A 24422-nucleotide genomic window follows, 5' to 3' on the forward strand; every position below is an offset into this window, starting at 1 on the left:
CTCCAACGCTGGATGAATAAAGGCCCCACTAAAGTGGAGCCTTTAAGTTTATGCCATTTTACTGCGGCAGGGAATTATATCGACTGTGTAAAGGTACGAGTAATTACATCCTGCTGTTGTTCTTTAGTCAGCGAGTTGAAACGCACTGCATAACCCGATACACGGATAGTCAACTGCGGATATTTTTCCGGGTTTTCCATCGCGTCTAACAACATTTCACGGTTCATCACGTTCACGTTCAGGTGTTGACCACCTTCGATGGACGCTTCGTGATGGAAGTAACCATCCATCAGACCAGCCAGGTTAGCTTTACGCACTTCATCGTCTTTGCCTAATGCATTTGGCACGATAGAGAAGGTGTAAGAGATACCATCTTTCGCGTAAGCAAACGGCAGTTTAGCAACGGAAGTCAGAGAGGCAACAGCACCTTTCTGGTCACGACCATGCATTGGGTTAGCACCTGGACCGAATGGCGCACCAGCACGGCGACCATCTGGGGTGTTACCGGTTTTCTTACCATAAACCACGTTAGAGGTAATGGTCAGCACGGACTGAGTCGCTACTGCACCACGGTAAGTACGCAGCTTCTGAATTTTCTTCATGAAGCGCTCAACCAGGTCACAAGCGATATCATCAACGCGTGAATCGTTGTTACCAAACTGTGGATACTCGCCTTCAATGTTGAAGTCGATAGCCAGGCCATCAGCATCACGAATGGTGCTTACTTTGGCATATTTGATAGCAGACAGGGAGTCAGCAGCAACAGACAGACCTGCAATACCACACGCCATAGTACGGTAAACATCACGGTCATGCAGTGCCATCAGCGCAGCTTCATAGCTGTACTTGTCATGCATGTAATGGATGATGTTCAGCGCGGTAACGTATTGTTTAGCCAGCCAATCCATAAAGTGATCCATGCGTTCCATGACTTTGTCATAGTCCAGCACTTCATCCATCATTGGCGCTTCTTTCGGGCCAACCTGGATCTTCATTTTTTCATCAACGCCGCCGTTGATTGCGTACAACATGGTTTTCGCCAGGTTGGCACGGGCACCAAAGAACTGCATTTGTTTACCGACAATCATCGGGCTAACACAACAAGCGATAGCATAGTCATCGTTGTTGAAGTCAGGGCGCATCAGATCATCGTTTTCATATTGTACAGATGAAGTATCGATGGAAACTTTAGCAGCATATTTTTTGAAGTTCAGTGGCAGCTTTTCAGACCACAGAATGGTCATGTTCGGCTCTGGAGAAGGCCCCATGGTGTACAGGGTATTCAGGAAGCGGAAGCTGTTTTTGGTCACCAGAGTACGGCCATCAACGCCCATACCGGCCAGAGACTCAGTTGCCCAGATTGGGTCACCAGAGAACAGTTCATCATACTCAGGGGTGCGCAGGAAGCGAACCATACGCAGTTTCATAACCAAATGGTCAATCAATTCCTGCGCTTCAATTTCAGTCAGTTTACCTTCGTTCATGTCACGTTGAATGTACACGTCAAGGAAGGTAGACACACGACCGAAGGACATTGCAGCACCGTTTTGGGATTTAACCGCAGCTAAATAGCCGAAGTAAGTCCACTGTACTGCTTCACGGGCGTTAGTTGCCGGACCGGAGATATCACAGCCATATTTGGCCGCCATTTCTTTGATTTGAGCCAGAGCACGATGCTGTTCAGCAATTTCTTCGCGCAACTGGATAGTCATTTCCAGGTCTTTACCGTTTTCCAAATCATTTTGCAATGAATTGAACTGAGCCAGTTTGTCTTTCATCAGGAAGTCGATACCGTAAACGGCTACACGACGATAGTCACCGATGATACGGCCACGGCCATAGGCATCTGGCAAACCAGTCAGTACACCAGATTTACGGCAGTTCAAGATGTCTTTGGTATAAACGTCGAACACACCTTGGTTGTGCGTTTTACGGTAATCGGTGAAGACTTTTTTCAGTTGAGGGTCAAGTTCACGACCATAAACTTTGCAAGAGCCTTCTACCATTTTGATGCCGCCGAATGGGATCAGCGCACGTTTCAATGGTTTTTCAGTCTGCAAGCCAACGATGGTTTCCAGATCTTTATTAATATAGCCAGCATCATGAGATGTGATGGTCGCAGCTACGTCGGTATCGAAATCAACTGGCGCATGGGTGCGGTTTTCCAGTTTGATGCCTTCCATAACTTGCGCCCACAGCTTGTCGGTCGCATCGGTAGGGCCGGCAAGGAAGGACTCATCGCCTTCATAAGGAGTGTAGTTCTTCTGGATGAAGTCACGAACGTTTACACCGTTCTGCCAGTCACCCTTGGTAAAACCCTGCCATGCTTTGGCCAATTTTTCATTAAGTTCGGTCATAATGCATCTACCTTTTAATGTGAATTTCTTCGAAAACCAGACGTAGCGACCACATATTAATGTTGCTGGTCACCGCGCAGATAAATTACCCAGTAAGTCAACCCAACCAATAATCCGCCACCAATGATGTTGCCGATAGTGACTGGGATCAGGTTATCAATAATAAAGTTACTTACGGTTAAGTGAGCAAATTGCTCAGGTGCTGACCCTATGGATTGCCAAAATTCAGGCGAAGCGAAGTTTTTAATCACAATACCCATAGGAATCATAAACATATTTGCGATGCTATGCTCAAAACCGCTGGCAACAAACATTCCCACCGGTAAGATCATCGCGAACATTTTATCCATTATGGTACGGCCGGAGTAACTCATCCATACCGCCAGACAGACCATCAGGTTAGCTAAAATACCTAAACATACGGCTTCAATAAAAGTATGGTGCAATTTATGGTCGGCTGTTTGCAAAACATTCAGACCCCATTGACCATTTGCCACAGTATGCTGGCCTGCGAACCAAATAAGACACACAAAGAACAGTGCACCGAACAGATTCCCAATATAGACATTAACCCAGTTACATGCCAGTTGACGCCATGTAATACGGCCACTGGCTTTAGCAACAGTGGTGAGTACGGTAGATGTGAACAGATCACCTCCACACACTACCACTAACATTAGCCCCAGGGAGAAACAAATACCACCAACCAACTTGGCAAAGCCGAAAGGCACGCCTGCGGTACCGGTAGTCGCTGTAATATAGAAAACAAACGCAATTGAAATAAACACACCAGCAGTAATCGCTAAATAAAACGTTTTTAGCGGATGCTTGGTGGCTTTATAGACACCGGCATCTTCGGCTACTTTAGCCATTGCCGCAGGTAATAATGCATCGAAGGGGTTGTCAGCTTTCACACTAACTCTCTCTTAAGGGTTAATAAAGCACAACGAGATACTAGCAAAGCAGTATAGCGTGAAAATTGATATGGATCATATTGCGCGAGTTTAGTTCGCTGTAAAACACCATAAAATATAGGGATAATGGCCTTAATTAATTGATTTGTAAGTGAAAAAAATATTTTAAGATTTGCAAATATTTTTGATTGGACTGTTTTAAAGCCGTTGAGAACGTTAAGTAAAAAGGGTGTTTGTAGCTATATTTATTATTCTCGTTAATTAAAAATTAACTATTCATTCACCTGTTTGTCTATTTTATCCCGCAGCTAAATAATGTTTGTCTAAAGGTGCTATTGCGGCGTCAGAAAATAACGTTTTTTTATGACAAAAACAATTGTTGGGCACGGCGTTTTGTATTTATTTTCGTCAGGATTAATTGCAGTACTAAATTAAGCGGCGTTGCCAAAGGACAACGCCGTGAGTCGTTTTCTGCCGATTAGCATTTAGCTATTTGTCGGCAGAAAATGCTTACTCGCTTTTAGCCCAATAGCGGCGTTTAGCGGCCTGTAACTTTTCATAAGCCCCTAACAGTGCCTGATGAGCAGGTAACGCTTTCAGATCCTCATCAACACTGAACAGACCATTGAAACGATCCTCACTAACCATGGCTGCTGAAGCGGCATCCAGCGCCTCCTGACCATACATTTTCACAAAGGCGGTGTAATATTGTGCCGCTTCACGATCCGGCTCCTGAGTCAGTAACAACAGGGTTTGCAGGCAACGGTAATAGTTCGCCTGTTTTGCTGTAAAGACTGAAGAGTTAAAATCTTGCGTCCATTCAACCCAAATCAGCGCTTGTTCCAGATCACCGCCAGCTAATGCCAGCATGGATTTCAGCTCACCCACACGCAGGGTATACCAGCCGTTATCTTTACCTGAGGCGATACCCAACAGTTCACGCACGCGGGCGAAATCGTCCAACCCTTCGTCATCTAACTGCTGAATGAGTTCCAGATATTGCTCTGGCTGCCAGTCACTGCCTGGTAGGGCCAGCAGCGTGTCTCGCAGATGTACGCCCATGGTGTTGTTTGCCATCAGCAGATCTTCAGCGGGATAGATATCTGACATCCCCGGCACCAGAATTCGGCAGGCATAAACCCCCAAATGCTCGTAGTCAGCAATATACACTTCGGCATCTTCTTGCTTGAAGATAGCCATCAGGGTAGCGAACTCTTCTTCTGTGCTGCCTTTAAAGCTCCAGTCCACAAACGGGTAGTCGGCCTCGTCTTTGAACATATCCCAACTGATCAGGCCGCTCGAATCGATAAAGTGGGTTTCCAGATTGGTGTGCTCTGCCACCTCTTCGTCATCGAAGGTCGGCGCGGTAAAGACGTCCAGGTCTTTCAGGCTACGGCCCTGTAATAGCTCAGTCACGGTGCGTTCCAGCGCGACACCAAAGTCTGGATGTGCGCCGAATGAGGCAAAACAGGTACCATTTGACGGGTTAAACAGCACCACACAAATAACCGGATAAGCGCCGCCTAAAGAGGCATCGTAAGAGAGGATGGGGAAACCTTCCTCTTCCAGTTTAGCGATGGCTTCCACTACACCTGGATAGCGATTTAATACCGCCGCGGGGATTTCAGGCAAGCTGATGGATTCTGCAATAATGCGGTTTTTCACATTACGTTCAAACACTTCTGACAGGGCTTGTACCCGGGCTTCGTTTGCCGTATTCCCCGCAGACATGCCATTTGAGACATACAGATTACCGATAATATTCATTGGAATATAAACGGTTTCTAAATCTGACTGGCGGGTAAATGGCAATGAACAGATCCCGCGTTTGGCATTACCTGATTGCAAATCCACCAGATCACTGGCGACCAATTCCTGCTCTGGATCGTAAAACGCCAGCAGGCGCTCATCGAGAATGCCTTCTGGCAGCAAGTTATCTGCTGGGATTGGGAACCACTTCTCGTTGGGATAATGAACGAAATCACCTTCGGCAATGGCTTTGCCCAGATAGAAGTCAGCAAAGAAATAGTTGGTGGATAACCGCTCGAAATATTCACCTAAGGCCGAAGCCAGTGCCGCTTTTTTACTGGCACCTTTGCCGTTGGTAAAGCACAACGGGCAATCACGGTCGCGGATATGTACCGACCAAACGTGAGGAACCGGGTTAAGCCAAGAGGCTTCTTCAATATTAAAACCGAGGTCACTCAGTTTTTGCTGAAAGCGAGAGATTGAGTCTTCCAGCGCGGCGTCTTTGCCGGGAATAAAGGTTTGGGTCATTGTCGTCACTTTTTGGCGGTACTAAAAACGCGCAATCATACGGGGTTTTAGTTAATAGCTCCATGTATTCCTAAAGCGCAGCAAATGTCACAGTTTCAGTATGGATATTCCGCATAATTCACTAGCTTATAAATAACGGAGTCATAATGTGAAATCTATAAAGCTAACTGTCTTAGCCGGAATCTTAGCAGGGATCAGCGGTTCGGCCTTTGCTCTACCCAATATCACCCTATTGGCAACCGGGGGAACTATCGCTGGTGGCGGAGATTCAGCCACTAAATCTAACTATAAAGCCGGTAAATTGGGGGTTGATGCCCTGGTAAACGCCGTGCCGGAAATGAAAAAAATCGCCAATATTCAAGGCGAGCAAGTGGTTAATATCGGTTCTCAAGATATGAATGACGAGGTTTGGCTGAAGTTGGCGAAAAAAATTAATGCCGATTGTGCCAAAACTGACGGTTTCGTGATTACACACGGCACCGACACTCTGGAAGAGACTGCTTATTTTCTTGATTTAACGGTTAATTGCGATAAACCAGTGGTGATGGTCGGGGCGATGCGCCCGGCAACAGCACTGGGGGCGGATGGTCCGTTGAATCTTTATAATGCAGTGGTCGTCGCCAGTGACGCCAATTCAGCTAAACGCGGTGTGCTGGTGGCGATGAATGACCAGGTGCTAAGTGGTCGCGATGTGATGAAAACCAATACCACCTCGGTGCAGACATTCCAGTCACCTAACACCGGATCGTTAGGTTCTATTTATGACGGTAAAGTAAATTATCTGCACCAACCAGCACCAAGACAACCCGCTTTTGATATCAGCAAACTGAGTGAATTACCAAAAGTTGGTATTATTTATAACTATGCCAATGCTTCTGATTTACCAGCTAAAGCACTGATTGCTGATGGCTATAAAGGGATTGTCAGTGCCGGTGTCGGTAACGGTAACCTTTATCATTCTGTCTTCGATACGCTGGCGACAGCAGCACACAATGGGGTTGCTGTTGTGCGTTCATCTCGCGTGCCTACCGGGTCTACTACGGAAGATGCAGAAGTTGATGATACCAAATACGGATTTGTTGCATCTGGCTCACTCAATCCACAAAAAGCGCGTGTGTTGCTGCAATTGGCATTAACCCAAACGCAAAAACCGCAAGAGATCCAAAAGCTGTTCCACGCATATTGATCCAATAAGTCTTTGACGGGGGCTTCGGCCTCCGTATTGGGTTGAGACACTGCACCATCAACGGGCAAAATGAGTTATCTATCGTGCATTAAGACCTTAGTTCGATAGCTTTTGGTGAATAATTCCAAATTAATGGCATGATAACGCATAGCCTGCTATCGCTGAGGTTGAGCGTTTCTCTCTTGCCAGTGAATAACCGTTGCAGCAGGCGGACTCGGATGATAAAACCGAGTAATGATAACGATGGCAATCTCAGTTGAGTGTGGTGAGGGGAAATGACACAAGTTTATAATTTTAGCGCAGGGCCTGCGATGTTACCGGTTGAAGTTTTACGTCGTGCGGAACAGGAATTACGTAACTGGCATGGCTTGGGGACGTCGGTGATGGAAATCAGTCACCGTAGTAAGGAATTTATTCAGGTTGCTGAAGAAGCAGAAAAAGATCTGCGCGATCTGCTACAAATCCCGGCCAATTATAAAGTGTTATTTTGCCATGGTGGTGCGCGCGCGCAGTTTGCCGCAGTGCCACTAAATTTGCTCGGCGACAACAACAGTGCTGATTATATTGACGGTGGCTATTGGGCACACAGTGCAGTCAACGAAGCACAAAAATACTGTGTTCCTCACGTTATCGATGTCACAACCCACGATAATGGTCTAACGGGTATTTTGCCGATGAAACAATGGCAGTTGAGTGATAATGCTGCTTATGTACATTATTGCCCGAATGAAACCATTGATGGGTTGGCTATCAATGAAGAGCCGGATTTTGGCGACAAGGTTGTCGTTGCCGATTACTCCTCATCTATTCTTTCTCGCCCGATTGATGTCAGTCGTTATGGCGTTATTTATGCTGGCGCACAGAAAAATATCGGCCCAGCGGGCCTGACAGTGGTTATCGTGCGCGACGACTTGTTAGGTAAAGCTCGCACTGAATTACCATCGATCCTTGATTATAAGGTGCTGGCTGATAACGATTCCATGTTCAATACGCCGCCAACCTTTGCCTGGTATCTCTCTGGCCTGGTGTTTAAATGGCTGAAAGAGCAGGGCGGTTTGGCTGAAATGGAGAAACGTAACCAGGCGAAAGCTGAACTCTTGTATGGTGCGATCGACAAGACCGGCTTCTATCGCAATCAGGTGGCTCACGCCAACCGCTCTTGGATGAACGTACCCTTCCAAATGAAGGATGCCTCCTTGGATAAAGTGTTCCTTAGCGAGGCACAAGAGCAGGGTTTGCAAGCATTGAAAGGCCATCGTGTTGCTGGCGGAATGCGGGCTTCGATTTATAATGCGATGCCAATTGAAGGCGTTAAAGCCTTAACAGATTTTATGGCTGACTTTGAACGCCGCCACGGTTGATTGCTCTGGGCGGATGTTTGTCTGCTCCGACTGAGTTATCACCCTTATTTAAAATATATTTATTTGTCATATACCGTAAATAATTCGAGTTGCAGGAAGGCGGCAATTGAGCGAGTCCTCGGAGCTTACACAAGTAAGTGACTGGGGTGAACGAAGACAGCCAACACCCGTGCAACTTGAAGTATGACGGGTATAACAACAGCCCCGACCTGTGCGGGGCTGTTGCACATAGAAGACTGGAGAGTGCTTTTCCCATGCTGGAATCCCTGACTTTACAACCCATTGCCCTGATCAATGGCACCGTTAACTTACCCGGTTCTAAAAGTGTTTCTAACCGTGCACTTCTTCTGGCAGCGCTGGCCGAAGGGACAACCCAGTTGAATAACTTGCTAGACAGTGACGATATTCGCCATATGCTCAATGCGTTACAGGCATTGGGAGTTAATTTCCGTCTTTCTGCTGATCGTACCCAATGTGAAGTAGATGGTGTGGGCGGAAAGCTGGTTGCCGACCAACCCTTGGAACTGTTCTTAGGTAATGCGGGCACGGCAATGCGCCCATTGGCTGCGGCACTTTGCTTAGGTAACAGCGATATCGTATTGACCGGTGAACCGCGTATGAAAGAGCGGCCAATTGGTCATCTGGTTGATGCCTTGCGTCAGGGTGGAGCGCAGATTGATTATCTGGAACAAGAGAACTACCCGCCGTTGCGTTTACGGGGTGGTTTCCGTGGTGGAAAACTGACCGTTGATGGCAGTGTCTCCAGCCAATTTTTGACGGCATTACTGATGACGGCCCCCTTGGCTGAGCAAGATACCGACATTCAGATTCAAGGTGATCTGGTTTCTAAGCCATACATTGATATTACCCTGCATCTGATGAAAGCCTTCGGTGTTGATGTTGTGCATGAGAACTATCAACTGTTTCACATAAAGAGCGGCCAGACATATCGCACTCCGGGCACTTATTTGGTTGAGGGCGATGCGTCTTCTGCATCCTATTTCTTAGCGGCTGCGGCAATTAAAGGTGGCACTGTGCGTGTCACGGGTATCGGTAAAAAAAGCGTGCAGGGTGATACCAAATTTGCTGATGTGCTGGAAAAAATGGGCGCAAAAATTAGCTGGGGTGATGACTATATTGAATGTAGCCGTGGTGAATTACAGGGTATCGATATGGATATGAACCACATTCCTGATGCAGCCATGACTATTGCTACCACCGCTCTGTTTGCCAATGGCCCGACGGTTATTCGTAATATTTATAACTGGCGGGTAAAAGAGACTGACCGTTTATCCGCGATGGCCACTGAGCTGAGAAAAGTGGGTGCAGAAGTCACCGAGGGTGAAGATTATATTCGTGTGGTCCCGCCCGCGCAGTTAATTGCTGCTGAAATAGGGACTTACAATGACCATCGTATGGCGATGTGTTTCTCGCTGGTGGCGTTATCTGATACACCGGTGACGATTCTTGATCCCCAATGCACTGCTAAAACCTTCCCTGACTACTTTGAACAATTGGCCAATCTGAGCCAGACAGCCTGACCTTTTTACGCTGAATTTATTGACCTCTAATGGGTACCAGTCGGTACCCATTCCTTATTTTATCAACGGATAGCACTTTTCTTTATTGGCAAATAAGAATAAATGTTTTTTCTGGCTATCTTTCACATCTCTTCTACACTCCAGCCACGGCTTATGGTTTTATTTTCAGCAACTGAACCACGCGGGGTAACAGTTCACATCGATGCGGCGTATAATGCTGCTCCTGTGTTTGCCCTGCTGGGTAGACAAGAGGTTTTGCCTACCGAAAGGAGAGAGAAATGACGGCGATAGCCCCGGTGATAACCGTTGATGGACCAAGTGGTGCAGGTAAGGGTACGCTTTGCAAAGCATTGGCTGAATCGTTGAACTGGCGTTTGCTGGATTCGGGTGCGATTTACCGAGTTTTGGCTTTAGCTGCTCTGCATCATCAGGTTGATATCAGCACCGAAGAGGCATTGGTTCCACTTGCCGCACATCTCGATGTTCGTTTTGTCTCACAGAATGGGCAGTTAAAAGTCATTTTAGAAGGTGAGGATGTCAGTAATGAAATTCGCACTGAAACCGTAGGGAATACCGCCTCTCAGGCGGCTGCTTTCCCGCGTGTTCGTGAAGCATTACTACGTCGTCAGCGAGCATTTCGTGAAGCACCGGGCCTGATTGCCGATGGTCGCGATATGGGGACGGTGGTCTTTCCTGATGCGCCGGTGAAAATATTTCTTGATGCAAGTTCGCAAGAACGTGCACACCGACGTATGCTACAGTTGCAGGAAAAGGGGTTTAATGTTAACTTTGAACGTCTTTTGGTCGAGATACAGGAGCGGGACTCTCGCGATCGTAACCGGTCTATTGCACCTTTAATCCCTGCGGCGGATGCGTTGGTACTGGATTCAACCAGTATGTCCATCGAGCAGGTGATCGAACAGGCGCTGGCTTATGCCCAACGAATTTTAGCGTTGCCGTTGAAAAAATAACGACAATGCGGTCAGTTCTGAGCTCTCAACGATTTATTTTTTAATTAAAATTATTTTTGATGAGCACTTTAACCTTGCTGCAAGGATCTGTGGCGAGGCATGTGAAACAACCCCATCCGGCGGGATGCTAGATGGACGTTAAACTTAAGAATCCTGAAGATTATTAACATGACAGAATCTTTTGCTCAACTCTTTGAAGAATCCCTGAAAACAATTGAAACACGTCCGGGCTCTATCGTCCGTGGTGTTGTTGTTTCTATCGATAAAGATATCGTACTGGTTGACGCCGGTCTGAAATCTGAGTCAGCAATTCCAGCAGAACAGTTCAAGAACGCGCAAGGCGAACTGGAAATTCAAGTTGGTGACGAAGTTGACGTTGCTCTGGACGCTGTTGAAGACGGCTTCGGTGAAACTCTGCTGTCCCGTGAAAAAGCTAAGCGTCACGAAGCATGGCTGATGCTGGAAAAAGCTTACGAAGAAGCTGCAACCGTTACTGGTGTGATCAACGGCAAAGTGAAGGGCGGCTTTACAGTCGAACTGAACGGCATCCGTGCGTTCTTGCCTGGTTCACTGGTTGATGTGCGTCCAGTTCGCGATACTCTGCATCTGGAAGGCAAAGAGCTTGAGTTCAAAGTCATCAAGCTTGATCAGAAACGCAACAACGTCGTTGTTTCTCGTCGTGCAGTTATCGAATCTGAGAACAGCGCTGAGCGTGATCAATTGCTGGAAAACCTGCAAGAAGGCATGGAAGTTAAGGGTATCGTTAAGAACCTGACTGACTACGGTGCATTCGTTGATCTGGGTGGCGTTGATGGCTTGCTGCACATTACTGACATGGCTTGGAAACGTGTTAAACACCCAAGCGAAATCGTCAATGTGGGCGACGAAATCACTGTTAAAGTTCTGAAATTCGACCGCGAACGTACTCGTGTCTCCCTGGGCTTGAAACAGCTTGGCGAAGATCCATGGGTTGCTATCGCTAAACGTTACCCAGAAAGCACCAAGCTGACTGGTCGTGTAACTAACCTGACTGATTACGGCTGCTTCGTAGAAATCGAAGAAGGCGTTGAAGGTTTGGTACACGTTTCAGAAATGGATTGGACCAACAAAAACATTCACCCGTCTAAAGTTGTTAACGTTGGCGACGTAGTGGAAGTTATGGTTCTGGACATCGATGAAGAACGTCGTCGTATTTCTCTGGGCCTGAAACAGTGCAAATCTAACCCATGGCAGCTGTTTGCAGAAACCCACAACAAAAACGACCGCGTTGAAGGTAAAATCAAGTCTATCACTGACTTCGGTATCTTCATCGGCCTGGACGGCGGCATCGACGGCCTGGTTCACCTGTCTGACATCTCCTGGAACGTTGCAGGCGAAGAAGCAGTTCGTGAATACAAGAAAGGCGACGAAATCGCAGCTGTGGTTCTGCAAGTTGACGCAGAACGTGAGCGTATCTCCTTGGGCGTGAAACAACTGGCAGAAGACCCGTTCAATAACTACCTGTCTGTTAACAAGAAAGGTGCTATTGTTACTGGTAAAGTAACTGCAGTTGACGCTAAAGGTGCTACAGTTGAATTGGCAGGCGGCGTAGAAGGTTATCTGCGTGCTTCCGAAGCAACTCGCGACCGCGTTGAAGATGCAACGTTAGTTCTGAACGTAGGTGATGAAGTTGAAGCCAAATATACTGGCGTTGACCGTAAAAACCGCGTAATCAGCCTGTCTGTTCGTGCTAAAGACGAAGCTGATGAGAAAGATGCTATTGCTACAGTTAACAACAAGCCAGAAGAAGGTAACTTCTCTAGCGCAATGGCAGAAGCGTTCAAAGCTGCAAAAGGCGAGTAATAACGGGGGGCGGTTTTTCCGCCCCTATACGGTAGTTTAGCTGCAAAGCTTGGAGGTAATATGACCAAGTCTGAACTTATTGAAAGACTTGCTGGCCAGCAATCTCATGTACCGGCTAAAGCCGTTGAGGATGCAGTGAAAGAAATGCTTGAACATATGGCTGGAACACTAGCTGAAGGTGAGCGCATTGAGATCCGAGGATTTGGCAGTTTTTCTCTTCACTACCGTGCTCCGCGTGTTGGCCGTAATCCAAAGACTGGTGCTAAAGTTGAGTTGGAAGGTAAGTACGTTCCGCACTTTAAGCCAGGTAAAGAATTGCGTGATCGCGCTAATATCTACGGCTAAGTTGTTTACAACTTACCGCGTTATTATCTATACCTAGTTTATTGATGTTGCAGCTATAACTGTTGCAGCAGCAATGATGAAAGGTATAAACGCTGATAAGAAACGGTGCCTCTAACGGCACCGTTTTTCTTTTTTTCTTTCTAATATCACGCGCTAAAATTAGCTGGATACATACCAAAACCCTATAACGAATAGATTAAATATTGCCTATTCACTTATTCATATATCCTCATCTATCTCTATCTCTATCTCTATCTTCACTCCCTTTTACCTGTAATAAGTTCAGCTTCATTTTCGATACATTCCGCAAAGGTGTTGTTATCAATGCAACAAGCTAAGACTGTTTGCGAAGCCGCTCTGAACTTCCACTTTATGTACTGGCTGTACTGCCCTTTGATGTAGAAAATCAGCATATTCACGATGAGGTAAGCGGATGGCAATGAGGCTATCCGGCAGTAAGACAATGGATGGTTTCTTATCACTTTATCAATCGATCATGCTGCGGTAGCTATTGTCATTGGCGTCTTACCCCTTATTTTTCTACCTCAGTTACCGGGAACTTTCATCATTGTAGGGTTGCTAGTGTTGGGGGGGCTGCTGTGGTTAAGCGGCCTTATATACTGGCAGTGTGCGGCATTGGTTGTTATCAGTTTCGCGTGGGGAAGTTGGCACGGAAATAGCGTATTAATGCAAATTGAGGCGTTAACTCAAGGTGAGCTGCGAGTTATTGCAACCATAAATAACGCCTATCTGACCTCGGGAGAAGGGAATAAGGTCTTGTTGGGCATTCAGCAAGTTAATGGGCAAAGGGTATTTCCGCCGATTGCAGTATCCGTAAAGTGGCCGGAGAAGCTTGAACGCCATTGTGCCGGGCAGCAATGGGTGTTGAGGCTACGAATGCGGGCGGTGCATAGCTTACTCAATGAAGGGGGTTTTGACAGCCAGCGCTGGGCTATCGCCAACCAGCGTCCATTGCAAGGGCGAGTGATTAAGGCTGAATTGCGTGATGCCCGCTGTAATCTCCGCCAGCGGGTCATCAGTATTATTGAACAGCAACTACAGCAGTATGATCAGCGGCAGATACTGCTAGCTCTGGCTTTTGGTGAAAGAGAACAGTTGGATACACGCCTGTGGGCGCTTTTTCGTAATACCGGAACGGCGCACCTGATGGCGATATCGGGTTTGCACATCGGGCTGGCGGCGCTGTTTGGCGGGATACTGGCTCGTGGGAGCCAGTTCTTTCTACCTGTCCGTTGGGTAGGGCCAGTGTTTCCGCTGTTGATCGGCTGGTTTGTAGCAATGGTTTATGTTTGGTTGGCGGGCACAAATCCACCGGCAATGAGGGCGGCTATAGCATTAACCCTATGGTTACTGCTGAGGCTGTTTGGCGTTTTATGCAGCGGCTGGCAAGTGTGGCTCTGGGTGTTGGCGCTAATATTACTCAATGAACCATTGGCGGTACTGTCAGACAGTTTCTGGCTCTCCTGTCTGGCAGTATTCAGTCTGATATGCTGGTTTCATTGGGTGCCAATTGTACCGCGTTTTAGGCGAGGATGGCTTGGGCTGACTAGCCGCTGGTTCCATTTGCAATTTGGCATGATGCTACTATTGATGCCACTACAGATAGGCCTATTTCATGGCGTCAGCTTGTTTGCTATCCCTGCAAATTTGTGGGCGGTGCCCATCGTATCCCTGCTTACTGTGCCCTGCGTATTGTTGGCCTTGGCCTGCATACCATTACCTACCGTGGCTGGCCTGTTTTGGTTCTTGGCTGATATATCGCTTAGCGCGGTACTTTGGCCACTCAATCACTTAAAAGCCGGTTGGTTACATACCGGGTCAGCATCCGTTGTTGTAGCTTATGCGGGGTGGTTGGCAATACTTATTTGGCGTTTTCAATGGTGGCGAAGCTATCCGATTGGGGTGATAGTGCTGTGTGTCAATTTGGTGTTATTCACTCAGCGGCGTGATGATTATCGCTGGCGCGTTGATATGCTGGATATTGGGCACGGTCTGGCAATAGTGATAGAACGCGCAGGGAAAGCAATTATCTTTGATACGGGCAATCGTTGGCGCACTGGCAGCATAGCAGCCACGGTTATTCTCCCGTATTTGCGCTGGCGGGGTATTGTGGTTGAGCAAATTATTCTCAGCCATGACCACCTTGATCACACCGGGGGGCTAGCAGAATTAAAGGCAGCATTCCCGCAGGCGAAAGTCCGCGCACCTTTCTCCCTAACTGGCCTGATAGCCGATTTGCCCTGTCAGCAAGGGGTAAAATGGCAATGGCAAGGTTTGAATTTTGAGGTTTTGTGGCCAAGAACTCAGGTGATTAATGCCCAAAATAATGACTCATGTGTCATTCGCATTGATGATGGTCAACAGAGTTTGTTACTGACGGGCGACCTTGAAACGCAGGGGGAACGGTTGTTAGTTAAAAATCATCGAGCTAAACTAGCCTCAACATTGCTGCAAGTTCCTCACCATGGCAGTAACACTTCTTCTACCGGCCCATTTTTGCGGGCAGTGAAGCCAGAATTGGCTTTTGCTTCTGCCGCACGCTATAACCAATGGCACCTGCCTGCTAAAAAAGTGATTAAACGCTATCAAAAAAATAGCATTATTTGGCGTGATACCTCGGTATCTGGGCAACTAACTGTGTATTTTTACAGCGATAGTTGGCAAATTAAGGGCTATCGGGAACAAATAATGCCACGTTGGTATCACCAGCGGTTTGGCGTTGGAGGCCATAATGAGTAGAATGGGCCGCTATTTCTTCTGGTGCTGGTATTTGCATGATGAATGATAAAGATCTATCCACATGGCAGACGTTCCGTCGCCTCTGGCCAATGATCTCTCCTTATAAGACCGGTCTTGTTGTCGCGGCGATAGCATTAATCCTTAATGCTGCCAGTGACACGTTTATGCTGTCGTTGCTGAAACCGTTGCTCGATGATGGTTTTGGTAAAGCGAATAGCTCAATTTTAAAATGGATGCCATTGGCTGTTATCGGCTTGATGGTGGTTCGTGGAATAACCGGCTTTATTTCTAGCTATTGTATCTCATGGGTCTCTGGTCAAGTCGTGATGTTCATCCGTCGCCGCTTGTTCAGCCATATGATGGGGATGCCGGTATCCTTCTTTGATCAGCAATCGACTGGCACGTTGTTGTCCCGTATTACCTATGATTCTGAACAGGTAGCGGCATCATCTTCTGGCGCACTGGTTACCGTGGTGCGTGAAGGGGCCTCTATTATCGGTTTGTTTATTATGATGTTTTATTACAGTTGGCAGTTGTCGCTGATTTTAATCGTCATTGCACCGATTGTTTCTGTTTCTATCCGATTGGTCTCTAAGCGTTTTCGTAATATCAGCAAGAACATGCAAAGCACCATGGGGGAAGTTACCACCAGTGCAGAGCAAATGCTGAAAGGGCACAAAGAGGTGTTGATCTTTGGTGGCCAGAAAGTTGAAACCGAGCGCTTTGATACCGTCAGTAATCGCATGCGTCAGCAGGGGATGAAGCTGGTCTCTGCTTCTTCCATTTCTGACCCCATCATTCAGTTGATTGCCTCATTTGCGTTGGCATTTGTGTTGTATGCGGCCAGTTTCCCAAGTGTTATGGAAACCCTGACAGCCGGTACTATCACCGTGGTGTTCTCGGCAATGATTGCTCTGATGCGCCCGTTGAAGTCTCTTACCAATGTGAATGCACAGTTCCAGCGCGGAATGGCAGCTTGTCAGACGCTATTTACTATTCTGGATATGGAGCAGGAAAAAGACGAGGGGAAACTCGAAGTTGAACGGGCAAAAGGCGATATAGAGTTCCGCCATGTGACTTTCTACTATCCAGGTAAAGATACCCCAGCTCTGAATGATATCAACATACACATTGAAGCGGGTAAAACCGTGGCATTGGTAGGGCGTTCAGGCTCCGGTAAGTCAACTATCGCCAATTTGCTGACCCGTTTCTATGATGTTAGCGAAGGCAGTATCTTGATGGATGGACACGATCTGCGTGAGTACCGGCTTGGTGCTTTGCGAAACCAAGTCGCATTGGTGTCGCAAAACGTTCACCTGTTCAATGATACGGTTGCCAATAATATCGCTTATGCCCGTGACGAGCACTATAGCCGCGCTGAAATCGAAGAAGCCGCCCGAATGGCATATGCCATGGACTTTATCAATAAAATGGAATTTGGCCTCGATACCGTTATTGGCGAGAACGGTGTGATGCTCTCAGGTGGGCAGCGTCAGCGTATCGCTATCGCTCGTGCGTTATTGCGCGATTGCCCGATACTGATTCTGGATGAAGCTACCTCAGCGCTGGATACTGAATCTGAACGGGCGATTCAGGCTGCATTGGATGAATTGCAGAAAAACCGGACTTCACTGGTTATTGCCCATCGCTTATCCACAATTGAAAAAGCCGATGAAATTTTGGTCATTGAAGAGGGCCGCATCGTTGAACGTGGTGTGCATGCCGAGTTGCTAGCGAAGCATGGTGCATATGCGCAACTTAACCGTATGCAGTTTGGCCAATGATTGAGCGTATCTGGTCTGGGCAGTCTTGGCTGTATTTGCTCCTGCTGCCGCTATCCTGGTTATATGGTGCGGTCACCGCGCTTATCCGGGCCAGTTACTCTCTTGGTTGGCGCACCGCGTGGCGTTCACCGGTTCCGGTGATTATTGTCGGCAATCTTACTGCTGGCGGTAATGGCAAGACACCCGTCGTAATCTGGCTGGTGGAACAGCTACAACTACGGGGTTACCGTGTTGGGGTGGTGTCTCGTGGTTACGGTGGTAAGTCTGATGTGTATCCGCTACTGCTATCCAATGCGACGTCCACGGCGCAGGCGGGTGATGAGCCAGTGCTGATACACCAACGTACTCAGGCACCGGTGGCGGTCTCGCCAAAGCGCTCAGACGCCATTAAGGCACTACTAAATGCCCATGCCCTGGACTTCATCATCACCGATGATGGATTGCAGCATTACGCGCTACAGCGTGATTTTGAGCTGGTGGTGATCGATGGTGTACGCCGCTTCGGTAATGGCTGGTGGCTACCGGCAGGTCCGATGCGTGAACGGGCGGGGCGCTTGCACTCAGTGGATGCGGTCATCACCAATGGTGGCATTGCAGCTACTGGTGAAATACCGATGCAGTTGGTGGCGCGGCAGGCGGTCAATCTGGTTACCGGTGAACGGTTGCCCGCACAGCAACTCCAGCATGTCGTTGCTATGGCGGGTATTGGTCATCCTCCTCGGTTCTTCGCCACACTGAATATGCTGGGGATTGAACCTAAGAGTGAGTATGCTTTTGCTGACCATCAGGATTATTCATTAGCACAACTTAGTCCGCTAACGAGTGGCCCGCAAACATTATTAATGACTGAGAAAGATGCCGTAAAATGTCGGGCTTTTGCTCAGCCTAATTGGTGGTACCTGCCAGTAGATGCACAGTTACCGCCGGATCAAGCTGAACAATTGCTATTAAACATTCAGGCATTATCGCGCCACACCAGGTAGACCAACTTTATAGACTCAGTAGTGTTAGCTTAAGGGCTGTCGCGCACGCCATAATCGAGCGCTGCTGGGTTTCCTCATATAGCTGTAGTTCATCAATTACCGTAGCCCCCAGCGCCCGCTGGAAATCCTGCTTGCTGGAGTGCCCTGCAAATTGACTGTGACCTTTATCCCCTAAATTTGATTGAAAAATACCTGCGGCACTGACGGGGAGAAAATCTTCATAAACTAAAGGTTCATATTGGATAAATTCACCGTCAATCAATTCGTCTAGTGTCAGATCTTGCATTGATACAGTAGGCGCGTTGAGGCCTTTCTCAGTAGGAAAATAGCGGAAGAAAGCGAGTTTTTCAGCGCGCATTGTCGGGTAATCATCTGGGAATTGGCTAAATTTCTCATTGAGAATTGCCATGTATTGCGGGGCATTTTTTTCATTTGCGGGAACCTGTAATTGATCTTGTGCCGCTTGTAGCAGGTTATCATAGAGATTACGGCCCTTCGCTGTCAGCGCTGCCCCCCGTTGTTCTATTTCACCAAAACGTGCGGTGTGATGCCCTTGAATGATTTGCCCATCTGTTGCAAAAAATGAAACGTCCTCCTCAAGGGCCTTAAAGCTGGTTTGCCGTAATAATATCGGGCAGCGGCGCGGAGGTGGTCCTTCGATTACTGCTTTGGGGGGAATCTGATGTGCTGGCATCGCCATTTGTACGGCATCGATATTCAACGTCCGTGGGGTTAGGTGGTTAATATGTGGTCCTTTGAAAGCCACCACATCGGCAATTAAACGATGCTGGTCGTGCAGTTGTTGGTAAACATCAGCACTTACCGTTGCTTGATTATGCCAGCGGAATGTCTCTAATGACTGAGTAATAAAGTCATCAGCTTCATTGCTGGTCAGCCCGCCGGAAGTTTCATGCTGAGTAATTAATTCGATAGCCCGTGGGGTAAATATCACTCTTTTTGCCAGAATATCGGCAGCTTGTTGCCGCAACTCTGGCTGCTCAATTAATTCAAGGCGCAATAATGAGGTGAAAATTCTAAAGGGGCAGGTTTGTAGCGACGTTTCATGTATCGCGCGGAATGCCGTCGAGTGAACCGGAACGCCTGCTGGCGCCAGGTCATAATAGCCAACAGGTACCATGCCCATCACCGCAAACAGTCGGCGCAGGGTAGCAAGTTCAGCGGCGGTTCCCACTCGGATTGCACCGTGTCGCTCCATGTCGAGGCGTTCAATCTCTCCAGTTTGACGCAAATGGCGGGTCAGTTCCGGTTGCTGACTCATGGTTTGCTTGTTGATATCAGCAACCAGTTCTAGCAAGGCACTGTATAGCGGTACTTCATCCTGATACATATCCGACATGGCACTGGAGAATCTGGCGCGAATCTCATCGGGATGGACGAACGGCGGGTGAGTCATAATCGGATAGCTCCTTCATGCTTATTCAGTTTTTAGTCTAGATTGATATCGATAATTAATGGGGTAAGCAGTGGAGAATATTGGTTTTTTCTGCGTGGCATCTCATTGATGCTATTTACTGATCTATCTCCCCAGATAAAATAGTTGCGTAGCGTGGTGTTTTATGAGTTAATAGCCGCTGGCCTGTGCTACAGACCTATTTATGTGTAAGAGTGTTCGAGACTAAAGTAAAGCAGTTCCTCCCAGACGTTATCTTGTTGATGCCGATCCAAAGACGAACCTTCCAGTATCTCTGATAGTAACTCCCATAAGTAATGTTCTGATACAGGCCCGCTATTACTCATAGCGCGAGTGCCTTATGGCAGATTTAATGTTATTTGAAAGAAGAAGTTGAAGGTGAAGTTTATGTCTAAGAAGACAGGTCAGGTTAAGTGGTTCAACGAAAGCAAAGGTTTTGGTTTTATTGAACAGCATGATGGCGGTAAAGATGTGTTTGTTCACTTCTCCGCGATCGCAACTGATGGTTTCAAAACCTTGGCTGAAGGCCAGCGTGTTGAGTATACCATCCAAGACAGCCCGCGCGGGCCGGCTGCTGCAAACGTTGTTGCTCTGTAATTTAAGAGAAAGAATGTTTAGATTATCTTAGAAAGTGATGATGCCGATGTGCTAATCATCGATCTGGATAGCAAAATTCTAAAGCCCGCACTTATGCGGGTTTTTTCATAAAATCAAGCTCATAGAGGTTTAATCAGAAAACTTTAGGATGGGCAACTGCATCTAAACAATAAATAAAAATGAGTTGTTAGGATGCCCAGTAAAAGGAAATTTATTATGACGTTAAAAATGGGTCGCGTGAAATGGTTCAACCAATCAGAAGGTTACGGTTTCATTTCACCACACGATGGTAGTTTGGATGTGTATGTCAGCAAGACGGCTATCGCCAACACCAAAAATAAATCACTGAGCGAAGGGCAGGACGTTGAATTCTCTACTTATCGTAGTATTCACGGGCCGTCAGCAGCAGATGTGATCGCTTTCTAAGTAAACGACGAATAACTCGTTTGCTTATTAGAAAACGGCTACCTTTTGGTAGCCGTTTGTATTTATACCCTGGGGTATTTTTGGCCTCTATTCGACAGGTTGCTTTGTCGCCGGGCGCTTTTGCAGGTGCTTCTATTTGTTTTTATGCGGCTTAGTTGCTGAAGTTAGCAAACAGCGCAATAATTTTATGGAATACTTTCATTTCTTACTCGATAGGTCTATTTGTGTGATGTGAGTCACAAAATTCTACTCCTCGCCATTCAACATATCAATAACAAAACCAGCATTTATCCCACGAAATTGCTATCTATATTTACTTATGTGGTTGCTAATTAACATAACTGCTTGTTATTAATCGCTGATATCACTGGCAGCATCGGCACAGTTAACCTGCATCAGCAGATATGGTATCCTCGAGCACTTTCCCGCTGGCTAAACTCCATTCTGGAGGATGTATGGACCACCGCTTACTCGAAATCGTTGCCTGTCCGGTCTGCAACGGTAAGTTGTATTTCAATAAAGAAAACCTTGAATTGGTATGTAAAGCTGACAATCTGGCTTACCCGGTGCGCGATGGCATTCCGGTATTGTTGGAGAATGAAGCCCGCCCACTGTCAATTAATGAGAAGCACGCATGAGTTTCATCGCTATAATTCCCGCTCGTTATGCCTCAACCCGTTTACCCGGCAAGCCATTGGCTGATATTGCGGGCAAACCGATGGTGGTTCATGTGATGGAACGAGCAAAGGCATCAGGTGCCGCACGGGTGATAGTAGCAACGGATCATCCTGAGGTGATGAAAGCTGTTGAGGCTGCCGGTGGCGAGGTGTGTATGACCCGTGCCGACCATCAGTCTGGTACCGAACGTTTGGCTGAAGTCATTGAATATTATGGTTTTTCAGATGACGATATTATCGTGAATGTTCAAGGGGACGAACCTCTGATACCCCCGGTAATTATCCGTCAGGTGGCTGATAACCTGGCCGCTTGTAGCGCTGGCATGGCAACATTAGCGGTACCGATTGAAAGTAGCGAAGAAGCATTTAACCCTAATGCGGTGAAAGTGGTGATGGATCAGCAAGGCTACGCGCTCTATTTCTCCCGCGCGGCAATCCCGTGGGAAAGAGAGCGTTTTGCTCAGTCAAAAGAGACTATCGGTGATTGTTTCTTACGCCATATTGGTATCTATGCTTATCGTGCCGGCTTTATCCGCCGCTATGTTAACTGGGCACCGAGCAAACTCGAACAAATCGAGCTATTAGAGCAACTTCGTGTGCTGTGGTATGGCGAAAAGATCCATGTCGCGGTAGCGAAAGCGATACCAACAGTTGGGGTTGATACTCAGGCTGATCTGGATCGGGTGCGCGCTATCATGCTTCATCAGTAACCATTACGAGTACAGAACGGTTGGTGCCAGGTGCGATCGGGCCTGGCATTTTTACGCTGTATCTGATGGTTTGATTTTTATTATGAATAATACTTGATCTGCATTCTGGAAATATCCCGCCCGCCATCCCATTATGAACCATCAATTTCGCCAGATAATTGGACTGAGCATAATGGAACAACTGAAAGCTGAATTAAGTGTGGTGCTAGGGGAGTCTATCACCCGCCTTGAACGTATCAGCGAGCAGCCCTATGCCCACCTGTATGCGATGTATAACCAGCAGGGGCAGGCTATCCCGTTGTTGGCGAAGAGCTATGTTTGTCAGGGCATTGCACAACAAGAAGCCTATAAACTGTCCATGCTGGCTAGAGAAGGTGATATCCGCGTACCGACTGTGTACGGGCTGGTGATGACCCATCAATCCCCGTATAAAGAAATTCTGTTGATGGAGCGCTTACGTGGCGTTTCGGTGGAAGCACCCACTCGGACGGGGGAGCGCTGGGATGCTTTGATGGATCAGATAGTTGAAGGTGTGCTGGCCTGGCATCGTATTGATAGCCATGGTTGTGTGGGCAATGTTGATAGCACTCAGGAAAATGATTGGTTCAGTTGGTATCAGCAGCGCGTCGAAGTGCTGTGGGTCACACTGTCTAATATGAATTCACCGGTCATGACATTGGAAGATCGCGCGGTACTTTACCGTGCAAAGGCATCATTAACGGCACTTTTTACCGATTTCGATGATAGCTCAGTGCTGGTACACGGTAATTTAACTCTGCGCAGTATGCTAAAGGATGCGCGCAGCGACCAGTTGTTGGCGATGCTTAATCCTGGCCCGATGTTGTGGGCACCACGGGAGTATGACTTGTTCCGTCTCAGCGAAGAGGGTATGCCGAGCCAGTTATTCTACCGTTATCTCAATAAAGCACCGGTTTCTGAATCCTTTGTTGCTCGCCGTTGGCTCTATACCCTATGGGAGTTGGTGGCCCGCTTTATTCATACCGGGAGTTTGGATCGCTTGTTGTTTGATAATGCCGCCAGGCAACTTCTCCCTTGGCTAGATTAATAGCCTTCATCTTTCAAGTTGCAGGTGTGTTGGCTGCGCTCAATAAGCCGAATCACTTACTGGTCTTGACCTTAAAAAATAAGTAAGCTCATCGGGATTTTTTCCCTTGCCGCCTTCCTGCATCTCGAAATCTATTGGATATTGGCGGGTGACAATGAGTTATTAACAGCAAAATTATTCATCCTTGCTATCCCCGCTTAATTTTTGCCACAACAGCCCCAATGTTTCATACCATGCGCGCTCAGCGTGGCCTAACCAGGCTGCCGCTGGAATAGCGCGCTCCCAGCTATGTAATGGTGTGGTAATGGCTAGCTGATTAGCCGGCGCGGGGATAGGATGTAACCCAATGGCGGTAAAGAATTTAATCGCTCGGGGTAGATGGTTTGCCGAGGTGACCAGCAGAAAGGGTTTATCCCCCACCAGAGCAGCCACCGCAGCGGCTTCTTCAACGGTATCTTTCGGTTGTTCCAACGCAATAATATCCGCCACCGGAACACCTAAGCTTTCTGCCACCTGTGCTGCTGTTGCTGCACTGCTTTGTTTGTTTGGCCCCGCACTGCCGGTAAAGACCATTTTTGCACTAGGATGTGCGCGATATAACCTGACACCCTCGGTGACCCTTGGCAGGCTATTTGCGAATAAATTGGCGCTTGGTGCCCAATTCGGATTAAACGTGTAGCCGCCGCCAAGCACAACAATGTAATCTACCGGGTCGTTTCCCTGATAAGTCGCGTAGGGCTTTTCGAGTGGCAATAGCAGGCGGTCAGCGACAGGTTGCAGGCTAATAAGCAATAATACCAGCCAACTTAACGCAAAAAGCGTTTTGCCACTTTTCTGCCAGCGGGTAAACCACAATAAGATTAATGCCAACCCCATGATGATGAGCAGCAAAGGCAGTGGCATTAATAAGCCGCCAACAAATTTTTTTAAGGTGAAAAGCATAAATATAGGGACCTTTTGGCTGAAAAACCGGCATTTGGCGATGATTACAGGCCAAGAGGATTTATTCTAAGTCAGGCTGTGCCAAAATAGCAGGTTGGTAGGCATTCTTTTTACTGTGGCTATTGATTTGCGAGTTTCTATATCCTAAGTAGTTCGAGTTGCAGGAAGGCGGCAACTGAGCGAGTCCCCCGGAGCTTACACAAGTAAGTGACTGGGGTGATCGAAGGCGGCCAACGCACATGCAGCTTGAA

The 24422-nt window shown here is 47.5% G+C and carries 19 protein-coding genes; 14 read left to right on the top strand and 5 right to left on the bottom strand.

Features of this window, described 5'->3' with window-relative positions:
• Nucleotides 1-74: 74 nt before the first annotated feature.
• From pflB to ycaO, 3 genes are all read right to left on the bottom strand, one after another.
• A complete protein-coding gene (gene pflB / locus EL015_RS08215) occupies nucleotides 75-2357 on the bottom strand; it encodes a formate C-acetyltransferase (RefSeq protein ID WP_005184696.1) in 2283 nt (760 codons plus the stop codon).
• Between the two features lie 56 nt (nucleotides 2358-2413).
• Nucleotides 2414-3271 carry a formate transporter FocA gene (focA, locus tag EL015_RS08220; RefSeq protein ID WP_005184695.1) on the bottom strand — a complete coding sequence of 286 codons (858 nt, stop codon included), beginning with the start codon at nucleotides 3269-3271 and terminating at the stop codon, nucleotides 2414-2416.
• Between the two features lie 510 nt (nucleotides 3272-3781).
• On the bottom strand, nucleotides 3782-5548 hold the full coding sequence (gene ycaO, locus EL015_RS08225) for a 30S ribosomal protein S12 methylthiotransferase accessory factor YcaO (RefSeq protein WP_005184688.1): 1767 nt from the start codon (nucleotides 5546-5548) through the stop codon (nucleotides 3782-3784).
• A gap of 148 nt (nucleotides 5549-5696) precedes the next feature.
• On the opposite strand from ycaO, the gene ansB reads away from it, so the two are divergent.
• The 9 genes from ansB to lpxK all read left to right on the top strand — a co-directional run bounded on the left by ansB (nucleotide 5697) and on the right by lpxK (nucleotide 18321).
• Nucleotides 5697-6734, top strand: a complete 1038-nt coding sequence (gene ansB / locus EL015_RS08230; protein WP_005184681.1) for an L-asparaginase 2 — start codon at nucleotides 5697-5699, stop codon at nucleotides 6732-6734.
• 275 nt (nucleotides 6735-7009) lie between these two features.
• Nucleotides 7010-8095, top strand: coding sequence for a 3-phosphoserine/phosphohydroxythreonine transaminase (gene serC, locus EL015_RS08235; RefSeq protein WP_005184678.1), 1086 nt, complete (start codon nucleotides 7010-7012; stop codon nucleotides 8093-8095).
• A gap of 254 nt (nucleotides 8096-8349) precedes the next feature.
• A complete protein-coding gene (gene aroA / locus EL015_RS08245) occupies nucleotides 8350-9636 on the top strand; it encodes a 3-phosphoshikimate 1-carboxyvinyltransferase (protein ID WP_005184677.1) in 1287 nt (428 codons plus the stop codon).
• A gap of 278 nt (nucleotides 9637-9914) precedes the next feature.
• Nucleotides 9915-10607, top strand: a complete 693-nt coding sequence (cmk, locus tag EL015_RS08250; protein WP_005184674.1) for a (d)CMP kinase — start codon at nucleotides 9915-9917, stop codon at nucleotides 10605-10607.
• A gap of 168 nt (nucleotides 10608-10775) precedes the next feature.
• Nucleotides 10776-12449 carry a 30S ribosomal protein S1 gene (rpsA, locus tag EL015_RS08255; protein WP_004391091.1) on the top strand — a complete coding sequence of 558 codons (1674 nt, stop codon included), beginning with the start codon at nucleotides 10776-10778 and terminating at the stop codon, nucleotides 12447-12449.
• Between the two features lie 60 nt (nucleotides 12450-12509).
• Entirely contained in the window at nucleotides 12510-12794 is a 285-nt protein-coding gene (gene ihfB / locus EL015_RS08260; RefSeq protein WP_005184672.1) for an integration host factor subunit beta, read from the top strand.
• Between the two features lie 477 nt (nucleotides 12795-13271).
• Nucleotides 13272-15554 (top strand): ComEC family protein, encoded by a 2283-nt coding sequence (locus tag EL015_RS08265; protein ID WP_032906176.1) that lies wholly within the window; start codon nucleotides 13272-13274, stop codon nucleotides 15552-15554.
• 35 nt (nucleotides 15555-15589) lie between these two features.
• Nucleotides 15590-17338 carry a lipid A ABC transporter ATP-binding protein/permease MsbA gene (msbA, locus tag EL015_RS08270; protein WP_005184668.1) on the top strand — a complete coding sequence of 583 codons (1749 nt, stop codon included), beginning with the start codon at nucleotides 15590-15592 and terminating at the stop codon, nucleotides 17336-17338.
• Entirely contained in the window at nucleotides 17335-18321 is a 987-nt protein-coding gene (gene lpxK / locus EL015_RS08275; protein ID WP_032906174.1) for a tetraacyldisaccharide 4'-kinase, read from the top strand. The genes msbA and lpxK overlap by 4 nt, the downstream gene beginning before the upstream one ends.
• Nucleotides 18322-18328: 7 nt before the next feature.
• Here the strand turns inward: lpxK and hglS are convergent, their stop codons facing one another.
• Nucleotides 18329-19735: a 2-oxoadipate dioxygenase/decarboxylase HglS gene (gene hglS / locus EL015_RS08280; protein ID WP_005184664.1), complete on the bottom strand. Its 1407-nt coding sequence runs from the start codon at nucleotides 19733-19735 to the stop codon at nucleotides 18329-18331.
• Nucleotides 19736-20140: 405 nt separating this feature from the next.
• Between hglS and cspE the strand changes: the two genes are divergently transcribed.
• From cspE to EL015_RS08310, 5 genes are all read left to right on the top strand, one after another.
• Nucleotides 20141-20350: a transcription antiterminator/RNA stability regulator CspE gene (cspE, locus tag EL015_RS08285; RefSeq protein WP_032906172.1), complete on the top strand. Its 210-nt coding sequence runs from the start codon at nucleotides 20141-20143 to the stop codon at nucleotides 20348-20350.
• Between the two features lie 216 nt (nucleotides 20351-20566).
• On the top strand, nucleotides 20567-20776 hold the full coding sequence (locus EL015_RS08290; protein WP_005159937.1) for a cold-shock protein: 210 nt from the start codon (nucleotides 20567-20569) through the stop codon (nucleotides 20774-20776).
• Between the two features lie 455 nt (nucleotides 20777-21231).
• A complete protein-coding gene (locus EL015_RS08295) occupies nucleotides 21232-21414 on the top strand; it encodes a Trm112 family protein (protein ID WP_005184660.1) in 183 nt (60 codons plus the stop codon).
• On the top strand, nucleotides 21411-22163 hold the full coding sequence (kdsB, locus tag EL015_RS08300) for a 3-deoxy-manno-octulosonate cytidylyltransferase (protein ID WP_032906169.1): 753 nt from the start codon (nucleotides 21411-21413) through the stop codon (nucleotides 22161-22163). Before EL015_RS08295 ends, kdsB begins: the two co-directional genes overlap by 4 nt.
• 172 nt (nucleotides 22164-22335) lie before the next feature.
• Nucleotides 22336-23229, top strand: a complete 894-nt coding sequence (locus EL015_RS08310; RefSeq protein ID WP_032906223.1) for a YcbJ family phosphotransferase — start codon at nucleotides 22336-22338, stop codon at nucleotides 23227-23229.
• 174 nt (nucleotides 23230-23403) lie between these two features.
• On the opposite strand, the gene elyC is transcribed toward EL015_RS08310, so the two are convergent.
• On the bottom strand, nucleotides 23404-24171 hold the full coding sequence (gene elyC / locus EL015_RS08315) for an envelope biogenesis factor ElyC (RefSeq protein ID WP_005184653.1): 768 nt from the start codon (nucleotides 24169-24171) through the stop codon (nucleotides 23404-23406).
• Nucleotides 24172-24422 lie beyond the last annotated feature (251 nt).

This window comes from Yersinia intermedia (assembly GCF_900635455.1).
Classification (GTDB): domain Bacteria; phylum Pseudomonadota; class Gammaproteobacteria; order Enterobacterales; family Enterobacteriaceae; genus Yersinia; species Yersinia intermedia.

What these genes read in the sequence shown, in the direction of transcription:
- pflB (WP_005184696.1), bottom strand. Translation starts at nt 2,357, where the DNA reads ATGACCGAACTTAATGAAAAATTGGCCAAAGCATGGCAGGGTTTTACC.
- ycaO (WP_005184688.1), bottom strand. Translation starts at nt 5,548, where the DNA reads ATGACCCAAACCTTTATTCCCGGCAAAGACGCCGCGCTGGAAGACTCA.
- serC (WP_005184678.1), top strand. Translation starts at nt 7,010, where the DNA reads ATGACACAAGTTTATAATTTTAGCGCAGGGCCTGCGATGTTACCGGTT.
- aroA (WP_005184677.1), top strand. Translation starts at nt 8,350, where the DNA reads ATGCTGGAATCCCTGACTTTACAACCCATTGCCCTGATCAATGGCACC.
- cmk (WP_005184674.1), top strand. Translation starts at nt 9,915, where the DNA reads ATGACGGCGATAGCCCCGGTGATAACCGTTGATGGACCAAGTGGTGCA.
- rpsA (WP_004391091.1), top strand. Translation starts at nt 10,776, where the DNA reads ATGACAGAATCTTTTGCTCAACTCTTTGAAGAATCCCTGAAAACAATT.
- ihfB (WP_005184672.1), top strand. Translation starts at nt 12,510, where the DNA reads ATGACCAAGTCTGAACTTATTGAAAGACTTGCTGGCCAGCAATCTCAT.
- msbA (WP_005184668.1), top strand. Translation starts at nt 15,590, where the DNA reads ATGATGAATGATAAAGATCTATCCACATGGCAGACGTTCCGTCGCCTC.
- lpxK (WP_032906174.1), top strand. Translation starts at nt 17,335, where the DNA reads ATGATTGAGCGTATCTGGTCTGGGCAGTCTTGGCTGTATTTGCTCCTG.
- hglS (WP_005184664.1), bottom strand. Translation starts at nt 19,735, where the DNA reads ATGACTCACCCGCCGTTCGTCCATCCCGATGAGATTCGCGCCAGATTC.
- cspE (WP_032906172.1), top strand. Translation starts at nt 20,141, where the DNA reads ATGTCTAAGAAGACAGGTCAGGTTAAGTGGTTCAACGAAAGCAAAGGT.
- EL015_RS08290 (WP_005159937.1), top strand. Translation starts at nt 20,567, where the DNA reads ATGACGTTAAAAATGGGTCGCGTGAAATGGTTCAACCAATCAGAAGGT.
- EL015_RS08295 (WP_005184660.1), top strand. Translation starts at nt 21,232, where the DNA reads ATGGACCACCGCTTACTCGAAATCGTTGCCTGTCCGGTCTGCAACGGT.
- kdsB (WP_032906169.1), top strand. Translation starts at nt 21,411, where the DNA reads ATGAGTTTCATCGCTATAATTCCCGCTCGTTATGCCTCAACCCGTTTA.
- EL015_RS08310 (WP_032906223.1), top strand. Translation starts at nt 22,336, where the DNA reads ATGGAACAACTGAAAGCTGAATTAAGTGTGGTGCTAGGGGAGTCTATC.
- elyC (WP_005184653.1), bottom strand. Translation starts at nt 24,171, where the DNA reads ATGCTTTTCACCTTAAAAAAATTTGTTGGCGGCTTATTAATGCCACTG.